Source organism: Roseomonas sp. 18066 (genome assembly GCF_902706185.1).
In the GTDB taxonomy this organism is placed as follows: Bacteria; Pseudomonadota; Alphaproteobacteria; order Acetobacterales; family Acetobacteraceae; genus Pseudoroseomonas.
In genome coordinates this window covers 1-26434 of sequence record NZ_CACSJM010000085.1, presented here as the reverse complement: position 1 = coordinate 26434, position 26434 = coordinate 1, and the positions used below count along the sequence as shown (strand labels likewise).

The 26434-nt window shown below is 72.1% G+C and carries 26 protein-coding genes; 13 read left to right on the top strand and 13 right to left on the bottom strand.

Annotated elements, in window-relative coordinates; all coding sequences use genetic code 11:
* Nucleotides 1-85: 85 nt before the first annotated feature.
* Entirely contained in the window at nt 86-1528 is a 1443-nt protein-coding gene (locus GVN67_RS17540; protein WP_159998297.1) for a DUF563 domain-containing protein, read from the top strand.
* On the opposite strand, the gene GVN67_RS17535 is transcribed toward GVN67_RS17540, so the two are convergent.
* From GVN67_RS17535 to GVN67_RS17525, 3 genes are all read right to left on the bottom strand, one after another.
* Nucleotides 1525-2907, bottom strand: coding sequence for a HAMP domain-containing sensor histidine kinase (locus tag GVN67_RS17535; protein WP_159998295.1), 1383 nt, complete (start codon nt 2905-2907; stop codon nt 1525-1527). The two genes, GVN67_RS17540 and GVN67_RS17535, sit on opposite strands and share 4 nt — an antisense overlap.
* Before the next feature lie 100 nt (nt 2908-3007).
* Nucleotides 3008-3709 (bottom strand): response regulator, encoded by a 702-nt coding sequence (locus GVN67_RS17530; RefSeq protein WP_159998293.1) that lies wholly within the window; start codon nt 3707-3709, stop codon nt 3008-3010.
* Entirely contained in the window at nt 3706-4251 is a 546-nt protein-coding gene (locus tag GVN67_RS17525) for a MarR family winged helix-turn-helix transcriptional regulator (protein ID WP_159998291.1), read from the bottom strand. Before GVN67_RS17525 ends, GVN67_RS17530 begins: the two co-directional genes overlap by 4 nt.
* Nucleotides 4252-4366: 115 nt before the next feature.
* On the opposite strand from GVN67_RS17525, the gene GVN67_RS17520 reads away from it, so the two are divergent.
* From GVN67_RS17520 to pyk, 3 genes are all read left to right on the top strand, one after another.
* Nucleotides 4367-5266, top strand: a complete 900-nt coding sequence (locus GVN67_RS17520) for a branched-chain amino acid aminotransferase (RefSeq protein ID WP_159998289.1) — start codon at nt 4367-4369, stop codon at nt 5264-5266.
* Nucleotides 5267-5376: 110 nt separating this feature from the next.
* Nucleotides 5377-6675: a glycerate kinase gene (locus tag GVN67_RS17515; protein WP_159998287.1), complete on the top strand. Its 1299-nt coding sequence runs from the start codon at nt 5377-5379 to the stop codon at nt 6673-6675.
* A 51-nt stretch (nt 6676-6726) separates the two neighbouring features.
* Nucleotides 6727-8160, top strand: a complete 1434-nt coding sequence (pyk, locus tag GVN67_RS17510; RefSeq protein ID WP_159998284.1) for a pyruvate kinase — start codon at nt 6727-6729, stop codon at nt 8158-8160.
* Nucleotides 8161-8202: 42 nt separating this feature from the next.
* On the opposite strand, the gene GVN67_RS17505 is transcribed toward pyk, so the two are convergent.
* The 8 genes from GVN67_RS17505 to GVN67_RS17470 all read right to left on the bottom strand — a co-directional run bounded on the left by GVN67_RS17505 (nt 8203) and on the right by GVN67_RS17470 (nt 16824).
* A complete protein-coding gene (locus tag GVN67_RS17505; protein ID WP_159998282.1) occupies nt 8203-10224 on the bottom strand; it encodes a hypothetical protein in 2022 nt (673 codons plus the stop codon).
* A gap of 68 nt (nt 10225-10292) precedes the next feature.
* A complete protein-coding gene (locus GVN67_RS17500; RefSeq protein WP_159998280.1) occupies nt 10293-10589 on the bottom strand; it encodes a hypothetical protein in 297 nt (98 codons plus the stop codon).
* 87 nt (nt 10590-10676) lie between these two features.
* Nucleotides 10677-11240, bottom strand: a complete 564-nt coding sequence (locus GVN67_RS17495) for a tetratricopeptide repeat protein (protein WP_159998278.1) — start codon at nt 11238-11240, stop codon at nt 10677-10679.
* Between the two features lie 99 nt (nt 11241-11339).
* Nucleotides 11340-12272 (bottom strand): ABC transporter permease, encoded by a 933-nt coding sequence (locus GVN67_RS17490; RefSeq protein WP_159998276.1) that lies wholly within the window; start codon nt 12270-12272, stop codon nt 11340-11342.
* Nucleotides 12269-13216, bottom strand: a complete 948-nt coding sequence (locus GVN67_RS17485; RefSeq protein WP_159998274.1) for an ABC transporter permease — start codon at nt 13214-13216, stop codon at nt 12269-12271. The genes GVN67_RS17490 and GVN67_RS17485 overlap by 4 nt, the downstream gene beginning before the upstream one ends.
* Before the next feature lie 16 nt (nt 13217-13232).
* Complete coding sequence (locus GVN67_RS17480) at nt 13233-14765, bottom strand: ABC transporter substrate-binding protein (RefSeq protein WP_159998272.1); 1533 nt, start codon at nt 14763-14765, stop codon at nt 13233-13235.
* Nucleotides 14762-15841, bottom strand: coding sequence for an ABC transporter ATP-binding protein (locus tag GVN67_RS17475; RefSeq protein WP_159998270.1), 1080 nt, complete (start codon nt 15839-15841; stop codon nt 14762-14764). The genes GVN67_RS17480 and GVN67_RS17475 overlap by 4 nt, the downstream gene beginning before the upstream one ends.
* Nucleotides 15838-16824: an ABC transporter ATP-binding protein gene (locus GVN67_RS17470; protein ID WP_159998268.1), complete on the bottom strand. Its 987-nt coding sequence runs from the start codon at nt 16822-16824 to the stop codon at nt 15838-15840. The genes GVN67_RS17475 and GVN67_RS17470 overlap by 4 nt, the downstream gene beginning before the upstream one ends.
* Nucleotides 16825-17038: 214 nt before the next feature.
* Here GVN67_RS17470 and GVN67_RS17465 point away from each other — a divergent pair, with 214 nt between their 5' ends.
* Nucleotides 17039-17341 carry a hypothetical protein gene (locus tag GVN67_RS17465; protein WP_159998266.1) on the top strand — a complete coding sequence of 101 codons (303 nt, stop codon included), beginning with the start codon at nt 17039-17041 and terminating at the stop codon, nt 17339-17341.
* Nucleotides 17342-17385: 44 nt separating this feature from the next.
* On the opposite strand, the gene prpB is transcribed toward GVN67_RS17465, so the two are convergent.
* On the bottom strand, nt 17386-18309 hold the full coding sequence (prpB, locus tag GVN67_RS17460; RefSeq protein ID WP_159998264.1) for a methylisocitrate lyase: 924 nt from the start codon (nt 18307-18309) through the stop codon (nt 17386-17388).
* 23 nt (nt 18310-18332) lie between these two features.
* Entirely contained in the window at nt 18333-19697 is a 1365-nt protein-coding gene (locus GVN67_RS17455; protein ID WP_235035346.1) for a sodium:proton antiporter, read from the bottom strand.
* Between the two features lie 165 nt (nt 19698-19862).
* On the opposite strand from GVN67_RS17455, the gene GVN67_RS17450 reads away from it, so the two are divergent.
* From GVN67_RS17450 to rpoZ, 8 genes are all read left to right on the top strand, one after another.
* Nucleotides 19863-20567 (top strand): carbon monoxide dehydrogenase subunit G, encoded by a 705-nt coding sequence (locus GVN67_RS17450; protein ID WP_159998260.1) that lies wholly within the window; start codon nt 19863-19865, stop codon nt 20565-20567.
* A 3-nt stretch (nt 20568-20570) separates the two neighbouring features.
* Entirely contained in the window at nt 20571-21476 is a 906-nt protein-coding gene (locus GVN67_RS17445) for a MoxR family ATPase (protein ID WP_159998258.1), read from the top strand.
* A gap of 13 nt (nt 21477-21489) precedes the next feature.
* Nucleotides 21490-22680 carry a VWA domain-containing protein gene (locus GVN67_RS17440; protein ID WP_159998256.1) on the top strand — a complete coding sequence of 397 codons (1191 nt, stop codon included), beginning with the start codon at nt 21490-21492 and terminating at the stop codon, nt 22678-22680.
* Nucleotides 22677-22997, top strand: coding sequence for an XdhC family protein (locus GVN67_RS17435; protein WP_159998254.1), 321 nt, complete (start codon nt 22677-22679; stop codon nt 22995-22997). Before GVN67_RS17440 ends, GVN67_RS17435 begins: the two co-directional genes overlap by 4 nt.
* Nucleotides 22994-23713, top strand: coding sequence for an XdhC family protein (locus tag GVN67_RS17430; RefSeq protein ID WP_159998252.1), 720 nt, complete (start codon nt 22994-22996; stop codon nt 23711-23713). Before GVN67_RS17435 ends, GVN67_RS17430 begins: the two co-directional genes overlap by 4 nt.
* On the top strand, nt 23710-25356 hold the full coding sequence (locus tag GVN67_RS17425) for an NTP transferase domain-containing protein (protein WP_159998250.1): 1647 nt from the start codon (nt 23710-23712) through the stop codon (nt 25354-25356). The genes GVN67_RS17430 and GVN67_RS17425 overlap by 4 nt, the downstream gene beginning before the upstream one ends.
* Nucleotides 25353-25844, top strand: a complete 492-nt coding sequence (folK, locus tag GVN67_RS17420; protein WP_159998248.1) for a 2-amino-4-hydroxy-6-hydroxymethyldihydropteridine diphosphokinase — start codon at nt 25353-25355, stop codon at nt 25842-25844. The genes GVN67_RS17425 and folK overlap by 4 nt, the downstream gene beginning before the upstream one ends.
* 102 nt (nt 25845-25946) lie before the next feature.
* Nucleotides 25947-26345, top strand: a complete 399-nt coding sequence (gene rpoZ / locus GVN67_RS17415) for a DNA-directed RNA polymerase subunit omega (RefSeq protein ID WP_159998246.1) — start codon at nt 25947-25949, stop codon at nt 26343-26345.
* The last annotated feature ends 89 nt before the right edge of the window (nt 26346-26434 follow it).

The window sequence follows — 26434 nt, the reverse complement described above, 5'->3', positions numbered from 1 at the left end:
CCGGTGCATGAGCTGGCGCATCTGACGGTCGAGCACCGCTCCATGGCCGCCGCTTAACTAATCAGCAATCAGATGCGCCGCCGCCATGCTGGCGCGCCGCGGCGACTGGGTCAGGCTGCGCGACAAGCTGATGGCCGCCCTGCCCGGCCTGGCGCCCGAGGCGATCCACCCGCGCAGCTTCCTGCACCTGGCGACGGCGGCGCTGGAGACCGGGTCGGAACCGGCGCTGCAGGTCGCCATCGCCGCCGGGCTGCGCGCCAGCCTGCCGCCGGTGACGCGGATCGAGCTGGCGCGCCGGCTGGCGATCGGCGACCGCGCGGCGGCGGGGCTGGCGGTGTTCCTGGCCGATCCTGCGCTGATGCAGGCGCCGGAACTGGCCGGCAAATGCCTGATGGCGCTAAAGGTGATCGGCGGGCCGCGGCAGTCGCCGGCGCTGCAATCCTGCGCCGAGGCGCTGCGGCGGATGCTGATCGGCGAGCAGAGGCCGGCGACCCCGCCGGCCGTGGCCGATTTCGCCTTCCCCGCCCTCGCCGTGCCCCACCATCCGGCGACGCCGCTAAACATCCTGAACCCGGAGGCGGTGCCGGCCGCCGACCTCGCCGATATCCGCGGCCACGAGGCCGCCTTCGCCGAGCGGATGACGCGGGCGCGCCGCCCGCGGGTGCGGCTCTACGAGGATGTCTTCGTCAACCGCCGCGGCCAGGTCTGGCAGGCCGACGGCACGGTGCTGGATGGCGGCGGCCGGCCGATCGACCCGGCCAGCCGCGCCGCCGAGGCCGATGCGCCGGTGGTGGCCGAGGCGGTCAGCGCGCTGGAGGCCTCGGGCTTCTACCACTGGTTCGCCGAATGGATGCCGTCGCTGTTCTGGACGCTGCAGGGCGAGGCGCGCGCCCTGCCCTATCTGCTGGCCGACAATGCGCCCGCCTATCAGGCGCCGATGCTGGCCCTGCTGCGGGGTGCGGCGCCCGAGACGTGGTCGGTCGGCGACGCGCTGCGGGTGGAAAGGCTGTACATGGCCAGCCGCGAGACGGTCGGGCTGGTGCATTGGGGCGCCTATCAGGCAGGGTTCGCGCGGCTGGCGGCCCAGGCGGCGCCCAGCCGCCACAAGCTGCTCTACCTGTCGCGCCGCGACGTGCCGAAGCGGGCGATGGGCAACGAGGCGGCGCTGGAAGAGCGGCTGTCGCGCGCCGGCTTCCATTGCATCGCTTTCATGGGCCTGAGCACCGCCGAGAAGATCGGGCTGGTGCAGGATGCGGCGCTGGTGGTGGCCCCCCATGGGGCCGGCCTCGCGCATCTGCTGGGCACCCGCCGCGGCATCCGGGTGCTGGAGCTGATGCCGGTGATCCCGAGCGGCATCTCGCTGCGGCATTGCTTCGCGCGGATTTCCGCCCTGCGCGGCCACCACCATGCGCAGTACCTGGTGCGGCCCAACCCCTCGACCCAGGCCTGGTCGGTCGATGTCGAGGCGGTGGCCGCGGCCGCCGAGCGGATGGCGGAAGAGGCGCTGCGGCTGGCCGAGGCCGCTTAGGCCGGCAGCCGGATATGCGCGCGCAAGCCTCCTAGCGGGCTGGCCTCCAGCGCGATGTCGCCGCCATGGGCGCGGGCGATGTCGCGGGCGATGGCGAGGCCAAGGCCAGTGCCGCCGGCCGAGTAGCTGGTGAAGGGCTTGAAGGCCTCCTCGCGCGAGGCGCCGGGGATGCCGGGGCCGTCATCGTCGATGGTGATATGGACCCAGCGGCCGGCCGGGCGGCCGCCCTCGGCGCGCGGGCTTTCGGTCAGCGCGACCGCGATGCGGCGGGCATGGCGGCGGGCATTGTCGAGGATATTGCCGAGGCACCGGCGCAGCGCGTCGATGCGCAGCGGCAGCACCAGGCTGTCGGGGGCCTCGACGCTGACCTCGGCGCCGTCGCGGCGGATGCGGCGGGCCATGTCCATCACCAGCTCGACCAGGTCGGAGGGCTGGCTCTGCTCCAGCCCCTCGCCGCGGGCGAAGGCCAGGTAGGTAGCGATCATCCGCTCCATCTCGGCTACGTCCTCGGTCATCTCGGCCGCGTCCTGCTCGGCGCCAGCGGGCAGCATGGCGAGGCCGAGGCGCAGCCGGGTCAAGGGCGTGCGCAGGTCGTGGCTGATGCCGGCCAGCATCTCGGTGCGCTGGTTGATGAAGCGGCGGATGCGGTTCTGCATCTGGTTGAAGGCGGCCGCCGCCTGGCGGACCTCGGCCGCACCCTCGGGCTTGATCGGGCCGAGCTCGCGGCCCAGGCCGAAGGCTTCCGCCGCGCTGGCCAGGCGGCGGATCGAGCGCACCTGGTTCTTCATGAAGAGCGCGGCGACGATGAAGAGCAGCAGCGAGGTGCCGACCAGCCAGATGACGAAGAGATAGAGCGTGCCGAAGAAGAGGCGCTTCCGCGGCGCCTCGACATGCAGCACGCCGTCGGGGGTCTGGACGCGGATGATGACGCTGCGCGGGTCGGACTGCCAGTCGGTGTCGAAGGGCAGGCCGACGCGCTCGCGCAGGGCGTGGGACAGGTCGTCCTCCAGCGGCAGGATCGGCATCCAGCTGGAGCGCTGGCCGGGCATGCCCATCGTCGCCCCGGGCTCGAAGGCGAGCGACAGATCCAGCCGCCAGGCCGCCTCGCGGAAGATCCAGTCGCGTTCGTGCTCGGTGGGGTGGCGGGTGAGGAGCTCGGTGACCATGCCGACGTCGCCGGCGACGCCGCCGGCGAGGCGGCGGGAGATGACGTCGAGGTGTCCGCCGTAGAAGAGCTGCAGGGCGACGCCCTGGAGGATGAGCAGCGGCAGCAGGATGATGAGCAGCGCGCGCCCGAGCAGTCCGCGCGGCAGCAGCCAGCGGAAGGGTGCCGCCAGCAGTCGCAGGACGGGTCGCAGGGGCTGGGGGGTCGGTTTCATGCGGGTGCCGCGAGTTCCTGCCGGTTCATGTGGCGCTGCGCCGTAAACGGCCAACTGACAAAAAGAAGATGGGGGCCTGGGGGAATTCTTCCCCCAGCCTTTATGTCCCAGGCTTCAGCACATACCCCCGATGCCGCACTGTCTGCAGAAAGCGCGGCTCCCGCGGATCCGGCTCGATCTTGCGGCGCAGGCGGGTGACCTGGACGTCGACCGCGCGTTCGCCGGCTTCGGGCGTGCCGAGGGCGGCGGCGATTTCTTCCCGGGTCAGCACCTCCCCCGCCCGGCGGGCGAGGGCCGAGAGGAGCGCCGCCTCGCCCCCGGTCAGGCGGTGGGTGCCGTCCTGGCCGCGCAGCTCGCCGCGCTCGGGGTCGTACCAGTGTGGCCCGAGCTGGACCGGGGCCAACGGCAGGCTGGGCGGCAGCGCCGGCGTGCTGCGCTTGAGGATGGTGCGGATGCGCAGCGCCAGCTCGCGCGGGTCGAAGGGCTTTGCCAGGTAGTCGTCGGCGCCGCGCTCGAAGCCGGCGATGCGGTCATCGGGGGCGCCGGCCGCGGTCAGCATCAGGATCGGCACGTCCTGGCCTTCGCGGCGCAGGCCCTCGGTCAGGTCGAGGCCAGATTCGCCCGGCATCATGACGTCGAGCACCAGCAGGTCGAAGGCCATGCTGTGCAGCGCCTGGCGCGCGGCGGCGGCGTCGGCGGCGGCGGTGACGCGGAAGCCCTGCTCGGACAGGAAGCGCTGCAGCAGGTTGCGCAGGCGGGCGTCGTCGTCGACGACCAGCAGATGCGGCTCGCCCCCGGTCATGCGGCGCTCCGCGGCTTCGGCGCGCCGGGCGTCGCGGCGGGCTGGGCGCGGTCCAGCTGGGCGCGGGCCTCGGGGCCCATCAGCCCCAGCATGACGCGCCGAAAGCCTTCGACGGCGACGGGGCCGGCCTCGCGATAGGCGCGCATGACCCATTCGCGCTGCCGCTCGAAAAGCCGCTTCTCCATGGCCTCCCCTTTCTCGGTCAGCGACAGCAGGCGCTGGCGGCGGTCGTTGCGGCCGGGCGCCTGGGTGACATAGCCGTCCTCGACCAGCGGCGTCAGCACGCGGCCGAGCGACTGCTTGGTGATGCCGAGGATGGAGAGCAGGTCGCCCACCGTGATCCCCGGCCGGCGGCCGACGAAATGCAGCACCCGGTGATGGGCGCGGCCCATGCCGAGCTCGGCCAGGATGGCGTCGGGGCCGGCGGTGAAGTCGCGATAGCCGAAGAACAGCAGGTCCTGGGCGAGGCGCAGCTCCTCCTCGCGCAGGAAGAGGAGCTGGCGGCCGGCGCCGACGGGCTTGGACTCCGGGGCTTCGGACATGGCTGGCATGCTTCCCTTTTGGGTCAGCGTCATTGACGTTTCTTCGTTGAAAGTTTTACGGTCTGGCTATCCCACGAAACAAAATTTCGTGGAACCCCTTTGAAGGATGGCACACATGGCGCTGGCTCCTTTCGACGACCGCGACGGCTGGATCTGGATGGACGGGCAGATGCTGCCCTGGCGGGAAGCGAAGCTGCACGTTTTGACCCACGGGCTGCATTATGCCAGCAGCGTCTTCGAGGGCGAACGGGCCTATGGCGGAAATATCTTCCGGCTGCGGGCGCATACCGAGCGGCTGATCGCCTCGGCCGGCTTCCTGGGCATGGCGATGCCCTGGAGCGCGGAGGAGATCGACGCCGCCTGCGTGGCGGTGATGGCGGCGAACGGGCTGACGGATGCCTATCTGCGGCCGCTGGCCTGGCGCGGGACGGAGATGCTGGCGGTGTCGGCGCAGAACACGACGACACACCTCGCCATTGCCTGCTGGGCCTGGCCGAATCTTTTCGGCGATGCGCGGATGAAGGGCATCCGGCTGGGGCATGCCGAATGGCGCCGGCCCTCGCCGCAGAGCGCGCCGACCCAGGCCAAGGCGGGCAGCCTCTACACCATCGGCACGCTGTCCAAGCACAAGGCGGAGGCGGAAGGCTTCGACGACGCGCTGATGCTCGACCATCGCGGCGCCGTGGCCGAGGCGACGGGCGCCAATATCTTCTTCGTCATGGACGGCGCGCTGCACACGCCGGAGCCGGACGGCTTCCTCAACGGCATCACGCGGCAGACGGTGATGGCGCTGGCGAAGCAGCAGCAGATTCCTGTCGTGGAGCGGATGATCGCGCCCGAGGAGATCGCCCGCGCCAGCGAGGTCTTCGTCACCGGCACGGCGGCGGAGGTGACGCCGGTGCGCGCTATCGGCGACCTGGCCTTCACGCCGGGGCGGATCACCACGGCGCTGATGGACGATTATTCGGCGCTGGTGATGCAGGACCCGGCGGCGGTGGCGCGGCGGCTGGGGTGATCGGCCCGAGGAATGGGGGGCGCCCGACGGCGCCTCCCCGATGACCCCCCCTGGCCGGCGGAAGCCGGCCGGGCCAGAATGGTTCCGACCGCCGGAGGAAAAGCCGCCCCATGTCCTGGACCGACGCCACTGCCCGCGACGCGCTGCGGCGCCTGTTCGACACGGCGATCCGGGCGGCCGATCCGCGCGCCATCCTGGCCAGCCATCTGCCGGAACCGCCGAAGGATGGCCGCATCGTCGTCGTCGGCGCCGGCAAGTCGGCCGCCGTCATGGCCGCCGCCGTCGAGGACGCCTGGCCGGACCAGAGGCTGTCGGGGCTGGTGATCACCCGCTATGGCCATGCGGTGCCGACGCGGCGCATCGAGGTGGTCGAGGCCTCGCATCCGGTGCCGGACGCCGCCGGCGAGGCCGCCGCCGCGCGCGTGCTGGCCGCGGTCGAAGGGCTGACGGAGCGCGACCTGGTGCTGGCGCTGATCTCGGGCGGCGGCTCGGCGCTGATGGCGCTGCCGGCGTCAGGGCTGACGCTGGCCGACAAGCAGGCGGTGAACCGCGCGCTGCTGGCCTCGGGCGCCACCATCCAGGAGATGAACTGCCTCCGCCGCCATCTGTCGGCGATCAAGGGCGGGCGGCTGGCGGCGGCGGCGCATCCGGCGCGGGTGGTGACGCTGGCCATTTCCGACGTGCCGGGCGACGACCCGACCGTGATCGCCTCCGGCCCCACCGTGCCCGACCCGTCGAGCTTCGCCGAGGCGCGCGCCCTGGTCGCGCATTACGGCATCGACCTGCCGCCGGCCGTGGCCGCGCATCTACAGGCCGCCGCCGAGGAGACGCCGAAGCCCGGCGACGCGCGGCTGGCGCGGGCCGAATACCGCATGATCGCGACGCCGCAGCTGGCCCTCGAGGCCGCCGCCGCCGAGGCCCGCAAGCTCGGCCTGACGCCGCTGCTGCTGGGCGACGCGCTGGAGGGCGAGGCCTCGGTGCTCGGCACCGCGCTGGCCGGCATCGCCCGCAGCGTGCGCGCGCATGGCCAGCCGGTCGCGGGCCCCGCGGTGCTGCTGTCCGGCGGCGAGACCACGGTGACCATCCGCGCCGGGCAGAAGCCGGGGCGCGGCGGGCGCAACACCGAATGCCTGCTCGGCCTGGCGCTGGCCGCAGCGACCGCGCCGGAGCTCGCCGAAAAAATCTGGGCGCTGATGGGCGACACCGACGGGATCGATGGGTCGGAGGCCAATGCCGGCGCGCTGCTCGGCCCCGACAGCCTGGCCCGGGCGCGGCAGCTCGGGCTCGACCCGCGTGCCATGCTGGCCAGCCATGACAGCCAGAGCTTGTTCGATCGCCTGGGTGACTGCATCGTGACCGGTCCGACGCTGACGAATGTGAATGATTTCCGGGCGATATTGATCGCCTGACGCCTGGCCCCACCTCTCGGGGCATTGAATTGCAGACTGAAGGAAGACACCTTGGCCCCGCGCATCCCGCTCCGCCGCCACCGCCGCACCAAAATCGTGGCCACCCTCGGCCCGGCCAGCTCCACGCCCGAGGTGATCGAGCGCCTGTATCGCGGCGGCGCCGATGTCTTCCGCCTGAACTTCAGCCATGGCAGCCATGAGGACCATGCCGCGCGCATCGTCATGATCCGCGAGCTGGAGAAGAAGGTCGGCCGCCCGATCGGCATCCTGGCCGATGTGCAGGGCCCGAAGCTGCGCGTCGGCCGCTTCCAGGGCGGGCGGGTGCAGCTGCAGACCGGCCAGCGCTTCCGCCTCGACATGAGCGCGACGCCCGGAGATGTCCGCCGCGTGCAGCTGCCGCATGCGGAGATCATGGAGGCCGCGCGCATCGGCACCACGCTGCTGCTCGACGACGGCAAGCTGCGGCTGCGCGTGGTGCACAAGCGCGACGACCACCTGGAGACCGAGATCCTGGTCGGCGGCGCGCTGTCCGACCGCAAGGGTGTGAACGTTCCCGACGTGGCGCTGGCGATCCCGGCGCTGACCGAGAAGGACCGCGCCGACCTCGATTTCGTGCTGCCGCTGGGTATCGAATATATCGGCCTGTCCTTCGTGCAGCGCCCCGAGGACGTGGCCGAGGCCAAGGCCATCGCCGATGGCCGCGCCTGGGTCATGGTGAAGATGGAGAAGCCGCAGGCGGTCGAGAACCTGGAAGGCATCCTGGACCTGACCGACTGCGTCATGGTGGCGCGCGGCGATCTCGGCGTCGAATGCCCGCCCGAGGAAGTGCCGCTGATCCAGAAGCGCATCGTCCGCGAGGCGCGCGCCCGCGGCCTGCCGGTCGTCGTCGCCACGCAGATGCTGGAGAGCATGATCTCCGCCCCGGCGCCGACCCGCGCCGAGGCCTCGGATGTCGCCACCGCCGTCTTCGATGGCGCCGATGCGGTGATGCTCTCGGCGGAATCGGCCGCCGGCCAGTTCCCCTTCGAGGCGGTCAACATGATGGACCGCATCCTGTCCCGCGTGGAGCAGGATGCCGGCTGGCGCCAGATCACCGACGCCGCCCGGCCCGCGCCGGAGAAGAACTCCGCCGGCGCCATCGCCGCCGCCGCCCGCCAGGTGGCCGAGACCATCGAGGCGGAGGCGATCGCCACCTTCACCTCCACCGGCTCGACCACGCTGCGCGTGGCGCGGGAACGCCCGGCCTCGCCGATCCTGGGCCTGACCAGCAGCGAGGCCACCGCCCGCCGCATGGCCGTGGTCTGGGGCGTCCACCCGCTGGTCTCGGCCGAGCCGCATTCGATGACCGACATGGTCGCCAAGGCGGTGCGCGCCACCCAGGCGGAAGGCTTCGCCCAGCCGGGGGACGAGATCGTCGTGACCGCGGGCGTGCCTTTCGGCACGCCGGGGACGACGAACGCGCTGCGGGTCGCCGCGGTCAAGTAAGTCTTTCTGTCAGGGTCAGCCGCCGATGGCGGCTGGCTCGGCTTACTCCCGACGTTTCGCCAGGGCCGCCACCTGCCGCTGCGCCTCGCGCAGGGCCGGCGCATGGAGCAGACGGGTGATCCACTCGGTCTCCAGCCAATAGGCGACACCGTCCGGCGCCAGCAGCGCCCGGTTCATCACCGCGGCGCGGTGCAGCGCATGGCTGGTGTTGCTGTAGCCGTCATAGCCGCCCGAGCCGACGCCGGTCGGCAGCCAGCCTGTCTGCAGCATCCGCGCCAGCACCGGCAGCCGCGCCGGCGCCTCGATGAACAGCCAGGTCAGCCGCGTGCCATGGGCGACCGTGTAGTGCTCGAGATCCTGCAGGAACCAGTCCACCTGCGGATGGCTGTTCGAATAGAGGTGCAGGTTCCACCGCGCCATCGCCGCGGCCATGGCCGCCGCGAAGCGCGGCTGGTCGCGCCCGAAAGCCGAGATGCGCAGCACATCCTCCAGCCCCTGCCGGCTCTGGAAGATCAGCGACAGCACCTCGGGCAAATCCGCGATGCCGAAATGCGCCGCCGCCGCCGCGCGCAGCGCAGGACGGTCGAAGGTGGAGAGCATGGCCATCACCGGATCGGCGCGCTCGGCCGGCCAGCCGCGCAACCGGTCGAGGATTGTCTCCTGATGCCCTGACCGCAGCATCATCCAGGTCAGCGTCACATAGTCGCCGGCATGGGCGTCGTTGCAGCAGAAGCCGTCCGGCGGCTCGGCCAGGCGCTGCGCCCTGCCCTGCAGCCAGTGGAAACGCATCGGGTTCACCGGGGCCTCGGTGATGCAAGCGAGGAAGGCATCGACGTCGAAGCCGCCGCCCTCGCCGAGATCGAACAGGAAGGCGGCGGCGGCGGGCGCATCCAGCGCGGCGCGCGCGCCACGGTGCCGCGGCCGGGCGAAATCGGCGGCGGCATAGCCATCGGCCCGGTGCCGGTCGCGCCAGGGGGCGAGATCGGAGGCCTCGAACGCCTCCAGCGCGGCGATGGCCGGCGTGTCCTGGAGATGCTCGTGGAACAGGCGGAAGCGGATCACCGGCTCGCCGGGCGCGATCAGCCGGCGCGACAGGGCGCAGCGCTTGCGCGTCTTGCCACCCAGCGTGTCCTGCCAGACCGACTTGAAGGGGCCGGGATGCGGAGTCTTGCCCGCCGGCGGCACCGGGCCGAGCTGGGCGGCGCGCAAGGCCGCGAAGCCGGGCGCATCCTCCAGCGGCGCCAGCCAGTCGAGCTGGCCGGTGGCCCTGGTCCAGGGCATCTGCTCGACCGCCTCGCGGTTGAAGCGCCAGAGCAGGTCATACCCGCGGCGGATCAGCTCGCGCGCCGCCGCCACCGCCTGTTCCGCGGGCGCGGTGGAGGCCAGGACGCAAAGGGCATTGAAGCCGTAATGGCTGCGATCCTCGACCGGCCAGGCTTCCTCGGCGTGGCGTTCGACGAAGGCGCGCGCCTCCCCGGTGGCCCCTGTCTTCAGGGCGACGATCAGAAAATCGGCGCGGAGCGACCAGGTGGTGGATTTGCGCGGGTCCAGCCGGCCGGGGGCGCAGAGCTGTCGCAGCTGCGCCGCCTGCCAGGCCGCGTCGTGCCAGAGCGGGCCGAGCGGATGGTCCCGCAGCAGCGCCGGGTCCAGATGCGACGGGCTGTCGTGGCGCAGTGCGGCGGTGGAGAGGTCGGCCATGGCCTGGGCGGCCTCGGGCCAGCGTTGCGCGGCGATGAGCGCCTCGACCACCACCAGGCGCAGGTTGTTATAGGCGCCCAGCGCGTCACCGAGCGCCGAGCTCCAGACGTAGTGGCGATGGCCCGCGGGATGGGCGCGGGCATAGGCCTCGATGGCGGCTTCGATCCAGTCCCAGGCCTCGGCGCCGCGGCCGCCGCGCAGCAGGACCCGGGCGCCGAGGAAGATGCCCAGCGCGCCGTCAGGCGGCAGGCGGGGCTGCTCCGGGTCGCCGCGCTCGAGGGCCGGCGGCAGGGCGGTGAGCCAGTCGAGGTCCCGGGTCAGGGCCTCGGGGGGCGTGGGCAGGCTGGCGAGGGCGGTCTCGGTCATGCGCCCGGCAGGATAGGCAGGGCGCCCGCCCCGGCAACCGCGGCCGGGTCACGATGCCGCAAGCAGGATCAGACCCGGCCCGCCATCGAGGTGGTGATCGAGTGCATGTTGTCCATCGCGGCCTGCATTGCCGCCTGGATGGCTTCCAGCGCGGCGGCCATCGCGGGGTCCATGCCGCCAGACACGCCATCCAGCTCGGCATCGGTCAGCGGCTTCTCGACCGATGGGGGATAGCCGTGGCGGGCCAGGATGGCGCTGACCTCCTCGACATCGCTGGCCTGGGCCAGGTCGAGGCCGAGCGCGGCGGGGGCGCCTTCAGTTTCGCGCAGCAGGGCGGCCAGGCGCCAGACTTCTTCCATGACCATGGTGGAACTCCTTTGAGCCTCAGCCTAGCCGAAACCGATGACCAGGTGCTTTGCGCCGCGTCTCGAAGGCTGTGCGGCTCGCCCGGATCAGGCGTCCTCGCCGGTGACCTTGGTGTTGAGGCGCTTCAGGCGCTCGGCGGCGCCGGACATGCGGGGGTGGATGGTCACCGCTTCCTGCATCGAGCGGAGCGCGCCTTCGTTGTCGCCGAGCTGCTCCTGGAAGGCGGAGAGCACGGCGAGCGCGCCGAAATGGCGCGGCTCCAGCACCAGGACCTGGCGCAGGTCGCGCAGCGCCGCCTGCATGTCGCCGGTGGCGGCCTGGGCCTGGGCGCGCAGCAGCCAGGATTCGGCGTGGTCGGGCTGCAGGGTCAGGGCCGCGTCGAAGTCTTCCACCGCGTCGGCCGGGGCTTCGCTTTCCATGTTGCGGGCGCCGCGGCGGAGCAGCAGCAGCACCGCCGGCGAGGCGCCCTGGGACCAGAGGCCACGGATGCGGGCTTCGAGGGCGGAGGCGGCGGTCTCGTCGGGGGCGGCAGGCAGGGCGTCGAGCAGGCGGTTGAGCTCGGTGCGGCGGGCGTCGGCCGAGGGCGCGGGCTGGGCCAGCGCCATGGGGGCGGCGGTGAGCAGGAGGATGGCGAGGGCTGCTGCGCGCATGGGGTAAAGTTTGGCCCTGAGGTCGTGCCGCGCAAGTTTATTCGGTGCTTTTAAGAGTCAGAAAAAAGATGGGGTCCAGGGGAATTCCTTCCCCTGGCCTTACTTGTTCTTGTCGCTCCTGGGATCGAGCGCGTCCCTCAGCCCGTCGCCGACGAGGTTGAAGGCGAGCACCACGAGGAAGATGGCGAGCCCCGGATAGATGGCCATCCAGGGTGCCTGGGTGAGGAAGCGCTGGGCCGCGTTGAGCATCGACCCCCAGGAGGGCGAAGGCGGCTGCTGGCCGAGGCCGAGGAAGGAGAGCGAGGCCTCGGCGATGATGGCCTCGGCGATGGCGAGCGTGCCTTGCACCAGCAGCGGCGGGACGATGTTGGGCAGGACGTGACGGAGCGCGGTGCGCCAGGGCGGGTTGCCGAGGGCGCGGGCGGCCTCGACCCAGTCGGTCGCTTTGGCCTCGAGGGCCATGCCGCGGGCCAGGCGGACGAAGATGGGCGTCGCCGAGATGGCGATGGCCAGCATGGCGTTCTCGAGCGCCGGGCCCAGGAAGGCGGCGAGCGCGATGGCCAGGATCAGGAAGGGCACCGAGAGCATGGCGTCGGCCACCCGGCTGATCACCGCGTCGACCCAGCCGCCGGCCAGGCCCGCCCAGAGGCCGAAGGGCACGCCGAGCCCGACCGCGGCGACCACCGAGACCACGCCTGCCATCAGCGAGGCGCGCGCCCCCCAGATGACGCGGGAGAGGATGTCGCGGCCATTCTCGTCGGTGCCGAACCAGAAGGCGCCGGAAGGCGCTTTCCGGATGCGGGCCCAGGAGGTGGCGATGGGGTCGTAGGGGGCGACCAGCGGCGCCAGCAGGGCCACGACCACGAAGAGGGTGACGATGACCAGGCCGAGCATGGCCAGGCGGTGGCGGGCGAAGCGGCGCAGGGCGCGGCGGCCGGGGCTGTCGCGCTCGGGCCTGGGCGCCACTTTCGGCGGCGGCGGCTCGGGCGGGGGTGCCGCGGCCTGGCGCAGCTTCTCGAGGGTGGAGCTCATGGCGCCCTCAGCCGCGGGTTGATCGCCATGTAGAGCAGGTCGGCCAGCAGCGAGAGCAGGACGAAGATCAGGGCGGTGGCCATGACCACGCCCTGCACCACCGGGTAGTCGCGGTTGAAGACGGCGTCGACGATCAGCTTGCCGAAGCCCGGGATGGTGAAGATCTGCTCGGTCAGCACGGCGCCGGCCAGCAGGCGGCCGAGCTCGATGGTGCCGAGCGTCACCACCGGGATCAGCGCGTTGCGCAGCGCGTGCTTGACCACGACCATGCGCTCGGTGAGGCCCTTGGCGCGGGCGGTGCGGACATAGTCCTGGCTGAGCGCGGTCAGCATGGCGGCGCGGGTGTGGCGCATCAGCACGCCGGCGATGGAATTGCCCAGCACGAAGGCCGGCATGATGGTGGTGGCCAGTGACTGCCAGGGGTCCTCGAAGATCGAGACATAGCCCGAGGGCGGCAGCCAGCCGAGCTGCACGCTGAACAGCAGGATCAGCATGATGCCGAGCCAGAAGTTCGGCGTGGAGATGCCGGCGAGCGCCACCCCGTTGGCGGCCCAGTCGACCGGCTTGTCCTTCCAGACGGCGGAGACAATGCCGAGCGGCACGCCGATCAGCACGGCGATGACGAAGGCCATCAGGCCGAGCTGCAGGGTGACCGGCAGCTTCTCCAGGATCAGCTGCGCCACCGGCATGCGGATGCGCCAGGAGAAGCCGAAATCGCCGGTCAGCACGCGGCCGAGCCAGGCCAGGTATTGCTGCCAGAGCGGCCGGTCGAGCATCAGCTCGGCGCGGATCTCGGCCAGCACCTGGGGGTCGCCGCGCTCCTCGCCGGCCAGGATCAGCGCGGGGTCGCCGGGCATCAGCTGCTGCAGGCCGAAGATCAGCACCGAGAGGATCAGCAGGGTGGGGACGATCTGCCCCAGCCGCCGCAGCAGCCAGATACCCATTTTTCTGTTCGTTCCGTCAGTTCAGCCGGATGCCCTGGGGGCGGATGATGCCGTCGGGCAGCAGGGAAAAATCGGTCACGCGGGCGGCGTAGCCCATGATGATCTCGCGGTGCCAGAGATAGGCGCGGACGCGGTCCTGGCGCAGCGCGATGGCCCAGACCTGGGCGTAGAGGGCGCGGCGCTTCGCCGTGTCGGTCTCCTCGCGGGCGGCGTCGAGCAGGCGGTCGACCTCCGGGTTGGCCGACTTGCCGTCATTCTGCGCGCCGCGGCTGTGCAGGAAGGCCCAGGTGTTGCCGTCGGGGTCGGGCCGGCCGGACCAGGCCGACAGATACGTCTGGAACTCGCCGCGCTGCGCCGCCTGCAAGGAGGAAGCAAATTCCATGGTGGCGATGCGCAGCTCGAAGCCGGCCTCCTTGACCATGGCCTGGATCACCTCGGCCGCCTGGCGCAGCTCGGGGTTGGTCGGCACGGTCATCTCGACCACCACCGGCAGGGTGACGCCGGCCTGCTTCAGCAGCGCCTGGGCGCGGGCGACGTCGCGCGGCTCGGGCTTGTAGCTCGGGTCGTGGAAGGGGCTGCCGGGGGGGACGGGCTGGGCGGTGGGGACCATCAGCCCCTCGAAGACCACCTGGTTCAGCGCGTCGCGGTCGATGGCGAGCTCGAAGGCGGTGCGCACCCGGGGATCGCGGCCGAAGGGCGTGTCGGCGCGCGGCCCGTTGCCGACATTGTAGATGATGCTCTGGTAGCCGAGGTCCTCGCGCAGGGCGGTGCGCAGGCGGCGGTTCGACTTGACCGCCGGCAGGTCGGAGGGCGCGATCTCGACGATGTCCAGCGCGCCGGATTGCAGGTTGGCGACGCGGACCGAGCTGTCGGGGATCGGCAGGTAGCTGATGCGGTTGATGTGGATGCGCCCGGCATCCCAGTAGTCGGCGAATTTCTCGACGACGATGCGGTCCTGCGCGACGCGCTCGACGAAGCGGTACGGGCCGGCGCAGATCGGGCGGGCGCCGAACTCACGCCCCGCCGCCTCGGCGGCCTTCGGGCTGACGATCATGCCGGCGCGGTCGGTCAGCTGCGAGACGAAGGGCGAGGAGGGCGTCTTGAGGCGGATGCGGACCGTCAGCGGGTCGACCACCTCGATGGCGTCGATGGTGCCGATCTCGCTGCGGCGGAAGCTGCCCTGCATGGTGAGATGCCGGTTGAGCGAATAGCGCACGGCCTCCGCATCCATCGGCTCGCCGTCATGGAACTTCACGCCGGGGCGCAGCGTGATGCGCAGCGTCTTCGGGTCTTCCCAGGAATAGCCGGTGGCCAGCTGGGGGACGATCTCCAGCTTCTCGTTGATGTCGAACAGCTTGTCGCAAAGGCTGGCGAAGACGATGCGGCCGACGAAGGTGCGGGCCAGCGTCGGGTCCATGATGTCGGGGTCTTCGCGCAGCCCGATGCGCAGCTGCGAGGCGGGCTGAGCGGTGGCCACGCCGCCTGAGATCAGGCCCCCTGAAACAAAGCTTAGGCCGAGCGCCAGGGCGGCAAGGAAAGGTCGGCTCATCGGGATGCTCCGGCATGCGGCCTGGCGGCCTGGGTATCGGGGTTGAAGAAGGCTTGCAGCCGCTGCAGCCGCGCCCCGCCGGGCGAGGCCTCGACGGGCGGGATGGCGGGCGGCAGGCTGTCCTGCAGGTGGCAGGCGGCGGCATGCAGCGCCACGGGCAGCGCGGGCGTCTCGGCCCGGCAGCGGTCGACCGCATGCGGGCAGCGGGTGTGGAAGCGGCAACCGGCGGGCGGGTCGATCGGGCTCGGCATGTCGCCGGCCAGCGGGGCGGCCGGACGCCCCTGCCCCGGCACCGCCGCCAGCAGCGCCCGCGTGTATGGGTGGCGCGGATTGGAAAAAACCTCGGCCGCGGGGCCGGCCTCGACGATGCGGCCGAGATACATGACGGCGACGCGGTCGGCGACATGGCGGACCACGGCCAGGTCGTGGCTGATCAGCACGAAGGTCAGGCCGAGCTCGCGGATCAACCCCTGCAGCAGGTTGATCACCTGGGCCTGGACCGAGACGTCGAGCGCCGAGACCGGCTCGTCGCCCACCACCAGCGCGGGACCCGAGGCCAGGGCGCGGGCGATGGCGACCCGCTGCCGCTGCCCGCCGGAGAATTCATGCGGCCAGCGCCCCGCCAGCTCCGGCCGCAGCCCGACGCGCTGCAGCAGCGAGGCGACACGGGCGGGAATTTCCGCGCGGGGGACGGTGCGGTGCAGGATCAGCGGCTCGGCCACCGCCTGCTCCACCGTCATGCGCGGGTCCAGGCTGGCATAGGGGTCCTGGAAGATCAGCTGCATGTCGCGGCGCCGCGCCCGCAGCGCCTTGGCCGACAGTTTCCCGAGGGTGTCGCCGCGGAAGCGGACCTCGCCGGCATCGGGCTCGATCAGGCCCAGCATCAGCCGGCCCAGCGTCGACTTGCCGCAGCCGCTTTCGCCGACGACGGCCAGCACCTCGCCGGGGCGGATGGTCAGGTCGACGCCATCCACCGCATGCACGGCACCGCGCTTCCGGCCCAGCGCGTCGCGCACCGGGAAATGCTTCTTCAGGTTGGACAGCTCGAGGATCGGCCCCGTCCTGACATCGGTCATGCCGCCTCTCCCAGGATGGCCGAGAGCGGCGCGCGGTGGCAGGCCGCCTGGTGGCCGGGGGCCAGGGTGCGCAAGGGCGGCGGCGTCAGGTGGCAGAGGGTGACGGCGAAGGGGCAGCGGGCGGCGAAGCGGCAGCCGCCCGGCGGTGCCATCAGATCGGGCACGGTGCCCTCGATGCTGGCAAGCCGGCCGCGCCCGCCGGTCAGCCGCGGCGCCGCGCCGAGCAGGCCGACGGTGTAGGGATGCTCGGGGTTGGCGAAGAGCCGGGCAGCGGGCGCGCGCTCCACCACCTGGCCGGCATACATGACGACGACCTCGTCGGCCTGGTCGGCGACCACGCCCAGGTCATGGGTGATCAGGACGGTGGCCGTCCCCGTCTCCCGCTTCAGCTCGGCGAGGAGGGAAAGGATCTGCGCCTGGACGGTGACGTCGAGGGCGGTGGTCGGCTCGTCGGCGATCAGCAGCCTGGGCCGGCAGGCCAGGGCGATGGCGATCATCACCCGCTGCCGCATGCCGCCCGACAGCTGGTGCGGGTATTGCGCGGCGCGGCGGCCGGGCTCGGGGATATGCACCTGCTCCAGGGCGGCCACGGCGGCGGCGGCGGCCTTGCCGCGGCTCAACCCGCGATGCAGGCGCAGCGCCTCGGCCACCTGCTCGCCGGCGGTGAAGGCCGGGTTCAGGCTGGTCATCGGCTCCTGGAAGATCATCGCCATGGCCGGGCCGCGCAGGCGGCGGCGCGGCTCGGGCGGCAGCTCGGCGATCTCCTGGCCCGCCAGGCGGATGCTGCCGGTTATGCGGGCGCTGTCGGGCAGCAGGCCCATGATGGCCAGGCTGGTGGCCGACTTGCCGCAGCCGCTCTCGCCGACGATGGCCAGCGTCCGGCCGGGGTCGACCGCGAAGGACACGCCCTGCACCGCCCTGAACGGGCCACGGTCGGTGCGGAAGGTGATGGCGAGGTCGATGACCTCCAGCGCAGGCGTCATGGGCCCCGGGTGCTTGCACGTTTCGCGCCAGAGGCTGTCACCGCCCCGCAACGACCGCAAGCCCGGCGCAAATTCCCGTGCCCGGCGGTTGAAGCGCCAGCATCGCCGCGGCTCCGGAAAAGTTTTCCGAAGTTCAAACCATCGCTATTGGACGCGGCACGCCCCTGCGGGACAGAACAACCGGGTCCACGAACGAGACAAGGAAGGAAAATCCATGCTGGATGGAGACAGCGGCGACAACATCACCGTCTGGAACGCCGAGGGTTTCTGGGGAAACGACCTGGTCCCGATGCCCGATCCGGTGGAAAGCCCGGAGCAGGACGCCTTCCAGGCGGCGATGATCGGCTATTACTATGAGAATGCCTTCGACATGGCCGGCACCCCGGGCGGCAGCATGGGGGCGCTGATGCTGGGCGGCTGGGCCGCGGGCCATGTCGGCGACAGCGGCGGCGGCAGCGTCGGCACCGTGACCATCGGCCCGATCGAGACCGTCTCGGTCGAGGAAGCCGCCGAATAGGTTTCTGTTCGGGCGGGGGGATCGAGCCCCCGCCCCTCAGGCGCTTAGGCGTCCTGCGGCATCCCGCTCGGCACCACCGTCTTGACCAGCGTGCTGTCGAGCGCCTCGTACTCGTGATAGCGGATGGTCTCGTAGAGCTGCGCCCGGGTCTGCATGCGCGGCAGCATGTTGTGGGTGCCGCCATCGGATTTGATGGCGCCGTAGAGCTCCTCCATCGCGCGCGCCGCGACGCGCAGATGGCTGACCGGCCAGATCACCATGGAATAGCCCATGGCCTCGAATTCCTCCGCGGTGAAGAAGGGCGTGCGGCCGAACTCGGTCATGTTGGCCAGCAGCTTCACCCCCGGCATGCGGCGGGCGAATTCGACGAACATCTCTTTCGTGGTCAGCGCTTCCGGGAAGATCGCGTCGGCGCCGGCCTCGAGATACAGCTTGGCCCGCGCCACGGCGCCGTCCATGCCTTCGCTCGCCGCCGCATCGGTGCGGGCGATCAGGTACAGGTGGCGGCGCGCCTTGCGGGCGGCGGCGACCTTGGCGGCCATGTCATGCGCGTCGGCCAGCTTCTTGTCGTTCAAATGGCCGCATTTCTTCGGCAGCAGCTGGTCTTCCAGATGCACCGCGGCGGCGCCGGCCTCCTCGAAGCTGCGCACCATGTGCATGACGTTCAGCGCCTCGCCATAGCCGGTGTCGCCATCGACCAGCACCGGCAGGGCGCTGGCGCGGGCGACCTGGCGGATATGCCAGGCGACGTCGTCCACCGTGATCATGCCGAGGTCGGGCAGCCCCATGGTGGCCGACATGGCGGCGCCCGACATGTAGAGCGCCTCGAACCCCGCCTGCTTGGCCAGCAGCGCCGCGATGCCCAGATGCGCGCCGGGCATGCGCAGGATCCGCGGCCGCTCCAGCAGGGCGCGGAAGCGCTGGCCGGCGGGGGCCTCGGGCAGGTCGTCGGCGATGACATAGGGCATTGGACGTTTTTTCCCTGTTTCGTTCAGACGAAGAAGATCAGCGTGGCCAGGGCGAAGACCGGCACCAGGAAGACCAGCGCCCAGCCAAGGTAGCCGAAGAAGGCCGGCATCTTCACACCCTGCGCCTCGGCAATGGCCTTGACCATGAAGTTGGGCGCATTGCCGATATACGAATTGGCGCCCATGAAGACCGCGCCGGCCGAGATCGCCGCCAGCACCGGGGCGCCCTCGGCCATCAGCCGGGCGGCGTCGCCCCCGGCCAGGTTGAAGAAGACCAGGTAGGTCGGCGCATTGTCGAGGAAGCTCGACAACCCGCCGGTCAGCCAGAAATAGACCCAGGGGATCGGCGCGCCGCCAGGGTCGGAGGTCAGCGCCACCAGCCCCGCCATCGGCCCCGCCGTGCCGGCCTGCAGCATGGCCAGCACCGGCGCCATGGTGACGAAGATGGCGGCGAAGAGCCGCGCCACCTCCAGCATGGCGCCCCACGAAAAATCATTCTCGACCCGCAGCGCCCGCGGCGTCAGCGCCATCGAGGCGGCGGCGATGGCAAGGAACAGCGCCATGGCCAGCAGCCGCTCGGCGCCCACCGCCTGGCCGAGCACCGCCACCGCCCCCGGCTGCCAGATCCCCTGCATCAGCACGGTGGCCACCACGCCGCCGATCAGCGCCAGGTTGACCGTGCCGCGCAGCCCCAGCCGCTGCGGCGCCGCCGGTGGCATGGCGGGCGCGGCTTCCCGCCGGTAGTGCCAGGAATCCAGCAGGTAGAAGGCGACCAGGAGCAGGCCGGCGATGAACAGCACCGGCAGCAGCAGATGCCGCAGCGGCCAGAAGAAGGAAACCCCCTGCAGGAAGCCGAGATAGAGCGGCGGGTCGCCCAGCGGGCTCAGCGCGCCGCCGACATTGCCGACCAGGAAGATGAAGAAGACGACGATATGCACCTGGCGCCGGCGCCCGGCATTGGCGCGCAGCAGCGGGCGGATCAGCAGCATGCAGGCGCCGGTGGTGCCCATGATGCTGGCCAGCGCCGTGCCCAGCGCCAGCAGGCCCAGATTGGCCGCCGGCGTGCCCGGCAGCCGCCCCTGCAGCACCACGCCGCCGCCGGTGACGTAGAGCGCCAGCAGCAGGGTGATGAAGGGCAGGTATTCGCCCAGCATGACATGGGCCAGCCCGTCGAAGGCCGCCCCCGGCCCGGCGGTCAGCGCGAAGGGGACGAGGAACAGCGCCGCCCAGAGCGCCGCGACCTTGCCGTCATGGTGGTGCCACAGCCGGGGCGCCAGCAGCGGCAGCAGCGCGATCGACAGCAGCAGCCCGGCGAAAGGCAGGCCCCAGGCCAGGCCCGGCGCCGCCCCCGGCACCGCCGCCAGGGCCGCGCCAGGCACCAAAAACATCGCCGCCGCCGCCATCCATCCCCGCATCGCCACCCCCGTCGCTGTCAAAACCGACCCTGACCTACACCAGGGGCGCCATCGCGGGCAGCCCCGCCCTTCCCCAAGCCGCCCGGGCGCCTTAGCTTCCCCCCAGGACGCGGGACTGCATTTCGGGGAGATCAGGTGATGGAAATGACGGGTGAACGGCGCATCGAGGCGCCCCGCCAGACCGTCTGGGAAGGTCTGAACGACCCCGAGGTGCTGCGCGCCTCGATCCCCGGCTGCGAATCGGTCGACCGCACGGCGGAGGACGCCTTCCAGGCGCGCGTCGGGCTGAAGATCGGCCCGATGGCGGCCAAGTTCACCGGCAAGGTGCAGCTGTCCAACATCAACGCTCCCGCCGGCTACACCATCTCGGGCGAGGGCAATGGCGGCGCCATGGGCTTCGCCAAGGGCGGCGCCGACGTGGCGCTGGAGGAGGACGGGCCCTCCGCCACCATCCTGAAGTATCAGGTCAAGGCCCAGGTCGGCGGCAAGATGGCGCAGCTCGGCGCCCGGCTGATCGACAGCACCGCCAAGCAGATGGCCGACCAGTTCTTCGACCGCTTCGCCGCCACCGTGGCGGTGCCGGTGGCCGCGGCCCCGGTGGCAGCGGCGCCGATCGCGGCGGCCGGCTCCGACCTGGCGCCGGCCACCCCGGTCATGGCCACCCCGGTCATGGCCACCCCGGTCGCAGCGCCGCCGCCGCCAGTCCGCGCGCCGCTGCCCGCCGCCGCGCCGATCTCGATCCTGGCCCTGGTGCCCTCGGAGCTCTTCGGCCTGCCGCTGCTGTTCTGGGGCGGTTCGGCGATCTTCATGGTGGTGCTGTTCCTGCTCTTCGTGCTGGGCTGAGGCGTGGCCGGCCCCTTCCCGAGCTCGGTTGCCGAGACCGAGCGGCTGCTGGCGGCCGGCGGCTATGTCGCGGACCGGGCGCTGGCCACCACGGTCTTCCTGGCGCTGTCGATGGGCCGGCCGCTCTTCCTCGAGGGCGAGCCCGGCACCGGCAAGACCGAGATCGCCAAGGTGCTGGCGGGCGGCCTCGGCCGCCGGCTGGTGCGGCTGCAATGCTATGACGGGCTGGACCTCTCGGCCGCGGCCTATGAGTGGAACCATGCCCGCCAGCTGATGGCGATCCGCTTGGCGGAAGCCGGCGGCGAGGCCTCCAGCGAGGCCGGCATCTACGACCGCCGCTTCCTGCAGGAGCGGCCGCTGCTGGCAGCGCTGTCCGGCCCGCCTTCAGTGCTGCTGATCGACGAGCTCGACCGCGCCGACGAGCCTTTCGAGGCGTTTCTTCTCGAAATCCTGGCCGACTTCCAGCTGTCGATCCCGGAGCTCGGCACCATCCGCGCCGAGACCCCGCCGATCGTGGTGCTGACCAGCAACCGCACGCGGGAGGTGCATGACGCCATCCGCCGGCGCTGCCTCTACCAATGGGTCGACTACCCCGACGCGGCGCGGGAACGCGCCATCCTGGCGCAGCGGATGCCTGGCCTGCCGGCGGCGCTGTCGGCCCAGGTGGTGGATTTCGTCCAGCAGGTGCGCGGCGGCGACTTCTTCAAGTTCCCGGGCGTGGCCGAGACGCTGGACTGGGCCGCCGCCCTGTCCTCGCTGGACGCCACCGAGCTGGAGCCGGTGCTGGTCGACGAGACCCTGGGCGCCCTGCTGAAATACCAGGACGACATCGCCAAGCTGCGCGGCGCCGAGGCCGCGCGCCTGGTCGAGGCGGTGAAGCAGGCCCCCGCCGCGGCCCTGCCCTTCTGATGGACGCCCCCTGATGGACGCGCGGGCGGAGGGCGGCCGGCTCGCCGCCAACCTGCTGGGCTTCGCCCGGCTGCTGCGCCGCGCCGGCGTGCCGGTGGGCCCGGCCGAGCTGCTGGCCGGCGCCGAGGCGCTGACCCGCATCGAGCTCGGCGACCGCGCCCAGGTGCAGGCCGCCCTGCGCGCCACCCTGGTCCACCGCGCCGAGTTTTTCTTCCTGTTCGACCATGCCTTCGGGCTGTGGTGGCGGGCGCCGTCCAACCCGGACCTGGCGGGCGACGACGAGGAAGCGTCCGACAGCAAGCCGGGCGCCGGCGCGCGGCGGCTGGCGGAAGCCCTGGGCGGCATGGCGCCCCCGCCGCCGCCCCCGCCGGAAGCCGAGAAAAGAATCGACGCCAGCCTGAGCGTCAGCGCTGGCGAGGCGCTGAAAAAAATGGATTTCGAGGCGATGGACGCGGCGCAGCTGGCCGCCGCGCGCCAGGAAATCCGCCGCCTCGCCCTGCCGCTGGATGCCCGGCCGACCCGGCGCTTCCGCCCCGACCCCGCCGGCCGCCGCGCCGACCTGCGCGCGACGCTGCGCGCCAGCCTGCGCCAGGGCGGCGACATCGTCGCCCTGTGCCATGCCGATCGGGTCGAGCGGCCGCCGCCGCTGGTGGCGCTCTGCGACATCTCGGGCAGCATGGGGCGCTATGCCCAGGTGCTGCTGACCTTCCTGCATGCCGTCGCCAATGACCGCGAGCGGGTCACCACCTTTCTCTTCGGCACCCGGCTCACCAATATCAGCCGGCAGCTGCGCCACCGCGATGCCGAGGTCGCCTTCCAGATGGTCGGCCAGATCGTGCCCGACTGGTCGGGCGGCACCCGGATCGGCGCGGCGCTGGACCGGTTCAACCGGGAATGGGGCCGGCGGGTGCTGGGCCAGGGGGCCGTCGTGCTGCTGATCACCGACGGGCTGGAGCGGGGCGATGCCGAGGACCTGGCGCGCCTGGCTGCGGCCACCGACCGGCTGCGCCATTCCTGCCGCCGGCTGATCTGGCTGAACCCGCTGCTGCGCTTCTCCGGCTTCCAGCCGCGGCCGCAGGGGGTGCGGACCATGCTGCCCCTGGTGCATGAGCACCGGCCGGTCCACAACATCGACAGCCTGCGCGCGCTGGTGGCCAGCCTCTCGGCCGCCCCGCCGCGCCCTTTCAAAGGATCGGGTGCATGAGCGACCAGGACGATATTTTTTCCACTGTCGCCGGCTGGATGGCGGAGGGCGAGACCGTGGCGCTGGCGACGGTCGTCGAGACCTGGGGGTCCTCCCCGCGCCCGGCCGGATCGCAGCTGGCGGTCACCGCCTCCGGCAAGCTGGCCGGCAGCGTCTCCGGCGGCTGCATCGAAGGCGCCGTGGCCGAGGTCGCCCAGAAGACCATGGCCAGCGGCGCGCCGCAGCTGCTGGACTTCGGCATCAGCGACGAGCGCGCCTGGGAAGTGGGCCTGGCCTGCGGCGGCAAGCTGAAGGTCTTCGTGGAGAAGCTGGCATGAAGGCCGAGACCTTTGCCCGGCTGCAGGCCGCCCGCGCCGAGGGCCGCCCGGTCGCGCTGCTGACCAGCCTGCCCGACGGCGCCCAGCTGCTTTTTCCGGATGACACCCTGCCGCCCGCCCTGGCCGAGGCGGCCGCCGCGGCGCTCGCCGCCGACGCCGCGCGGAACCTCTCCGTCGAAGGGCAGGAATGGTTCATCCAGCCGCACAACCCGCCGCTGCGGCTGATCGTGGTCGGCGCCGTGCATGTTGCCCAGGCGCTGGTGCCGATGGCCGCCGGCCTTGGTTACGCGGTGACCGTGGTCGACCCGCGCCGCGCCTTCGCCACGGAAGAAAGGTTCAGCGGCCGCGTCACCCTGGTCGATGACTGGCCGGACGAGGCCATGGCGCGCCTGGCCCCCGACACCCGCACCGCCATCGTCACCCTGACCCACGACCCCAAGCTGGACGACCCCGCCCTCGAGGTCGCGCTGCGCAGCCCGGCCTTCTATATCGGCGCGCTGGGCAGCCGGAAGACCCATGCCAAGCGCCTGGCCCGCCTGGCCGAGGCCGGGCTGACCGAGGCCGAATGCGCCCGCATCGCCGCCCCGGTGGGCCTGGCCATCGGCGCCGTCACCGCGCCTGAGATCGCGCTGTCCGTCATGGCCGAGGTGGTCGCCGCCCGGCGCGGCGCGGCGCTGGCGAAGCGCGCGCCCGCGCCTGCACTGGAAGAAAAATGATCTTCGGCCCGACCCGGCTGGACGACGCCCAGGGCGCGGTGCTGGCGCATACCCAGCGCCTGCCCGGCCGCGTGCTGAAGAAGGGCACGGTGCTGGATGCCGAGGCGATCGCGGCGCTGCGCGAGGCCGGCAAGCGCGAGGTCATCGCCGCCCGCCTGGAGCCCGGCGACGTCCCCGAGAACGAGGCCGCCCACCGGCTGGGCGAGGCGCTGCTGGCCCCGCTCCTGGCCCGTTCCCGCGCCGCCACCGGCCGGGTCAACATTCTGGCGGATTCCGCCGGGCTGCTGGTGGTCGATGCGGCGCTGGTCGACCGGCTGAACGCGCTGGACGAAAGCGTCACCCTGGCGACGCTGCCGAACTACACCCCCGTCACAGCCCGCGAGATGCTGGCCACCGTCAAGGTCATCCCCTTCGCCGTGCCGGGGCTGGTGCTGCAGGTGGCGGAAGCGGTGATTCGCGGCGGCACCGCGCTGCGCGTGCATCCCTTCCGCCCGCTGAAGGTGGGCCTGGTGCTGAGCGAGCTGCCGGGCCTGAAGGAAAGCATCATGGAGGGGGCCGTCGAGGCCACCACCGAGCGCGTCGTGGGCCTCACCGGCACCATGCTGCCGCCCGAGCGCTGCCGCCATGACGAGGCCGCCATCGCCGAGGCCCTGGCCCGGCTGCAGAAGGCCGGCGCCGAGCTGCTGCTGGTCGCCGGCGCCTCGGCCGTGGTCGACCGCCGCGATGCCGGGCCGGCGGCGATCGTCCGCGCCGGCGGGCGGATCGTCCATTTCGGCATGCCGGTCGATCCCGGCAACCTGATCTGCCTGGGCCGGATCGGCACCACCCCGGCGCTCGTCCTGCCCGGCTGCGCCCGCAGCCCGAAGCTGAACGGCTTCGACTGGGTGCTGCAGCGCCTTTTCGCGGGCCTGCCCGTCGGCAGCCGCGAGGTCGCCGGCATGGGCGTCGGCGGCCTGCTGAAGGAGATCGAGCTGCGCCCGCTGCCGCGCGAGGCCGCGCCGCGCAACGCCCCTGGCCCCGGCAAGGCGCCGCGCCGGCCGCGCCAGGTGGCGGCGCTGGTGCTGGCCGCCGGCCGGTCCCGCCGCATGGCGCCGCTGAACAAGCTGCTGGTCGAGGATCGCGAGGGCCGCGCCATGGTCTCCCGCGTCGTCGCCCATGTGCTGGACAGCCGCGCCCGCCCGGTGGTCGTCGTCACCGGCCATGAGCGCGCGCGGGTGGAAGAAGCCCTGCAGGGCCGCGGCGTCATCTTCGCCGAGGCGGAGGATTACGCCGAGGGGCTGTCGGCCTCGCTGAAGGCGGGCCTCGCCGCGCTGCCGCCGGAGGCCGAGGGCGTCCTGGTCTGCCTGGGCGACATGCCGCTGGTGACGGGGGCCATGCTGGACCGGATGCTGGCCGCCTTCGACCCCGAGGAAGGCCGCGCCATCGTCATGCCGACCTTCCGCGGCAAGCAGGGCAATCCGATGCTCTGGGCCCGCGAATTCATCCCCGAGATGCTCGCCCTGACCGGCGATGTCGGCGCCCGGCATCTCGCCGCCCGCCATGCCGAGCGGGTGGTCGAGGTGGAGATGGGCGACGACGCCGTGCTGCGCGACTTCGACACGCCGGAGGCGCTGAAGACCGCGCCGGATTTTTCTGGCTCATGATCCTGGTCGCGCTCGGCGCCAACCTGCCCGGCACCGACGGCCGCGCCCCGCGCGCCAGCTGCGATGCCGCCGTCCAGGCCATCGCCGCCATCCCCGGGCTGCGGCTGGTCGCCGTCTCCCGCTGGTGGCAGACCGCGCCCGACCCGCCGATGCCGGGCGCGCCCTGGTACGTCAACGGCCTGGTCCGCTGCGAAGGGACGCTGACGCCCGAGGCGCTGCTGGAAGCGCTGCAGGCGATCGAGCAGGCCGCCGGCCGCGAGCGGCCCTTTCCCAATGCGCCGCGCAGCCTCGACCTCGACATCATCGCCATGGGCGACACGGTGCGCGACCACCCCGACCCGATCCTGCCGCATCCGCGCGCCCATCTGCGCCGCTTCGTGCTGCAGCCGCTGGCCGAGCTGGCCCCCGGCTGGATCCATCCGGCGCGGGGCCAAAGCGTCGAGGCGCTGCTGGAGTCGCTGCCCGGGGCGGCCATGCTGGCGCTCTGACCCTGGGCTGCGCCGGGGCCGCCTGCCACCAGCGCGCTTGCCTTTCGCGGGTGCGGTGGCTATCTGACCAGTTCCGTCGGTATTGAAGTTGGAGGCCGCCCCATGGCCCGCGTTACGGTCGAAGACTGCATCCTGAAGATTCCGAACCGCTTCGAGCTGGTTCTGATCGCTGCCCAGCGCGCCCGCAACATCAGCCGCGGCGAAGAGCTGACGGTCGATCGCGACAACGACAAGAACCCGGTCGTGGCGCTGCGCGAGATCGCCGACGAGACCGTCTCGCTGGGCGAGCTGGAGCAGGACCTGATCAAGTCCCTGCTGCGCGCGCCGGAGCCGGAGCCGGTCGAGGAAGAGGTGATCGACCTGATCGCCACCGACGAGAACATCTTCGGCGTGATGGACGTGAACGACGAGCCGCTGCAGGACGCCGCCGGCCTCGAGGACCTGTCGCCCGACGACATCGAGGCGGCCATCGCCGCCGAGCTCGCCGGCGGCCGCCGCTGAGCCGGGGGCGCGCTTGAAAGCCGGCGTCGGGATCGATCCTACCCCGGCGCCCAGCGCGCCCGAAGGGCTGGCCGGCACCCCGGCCACCC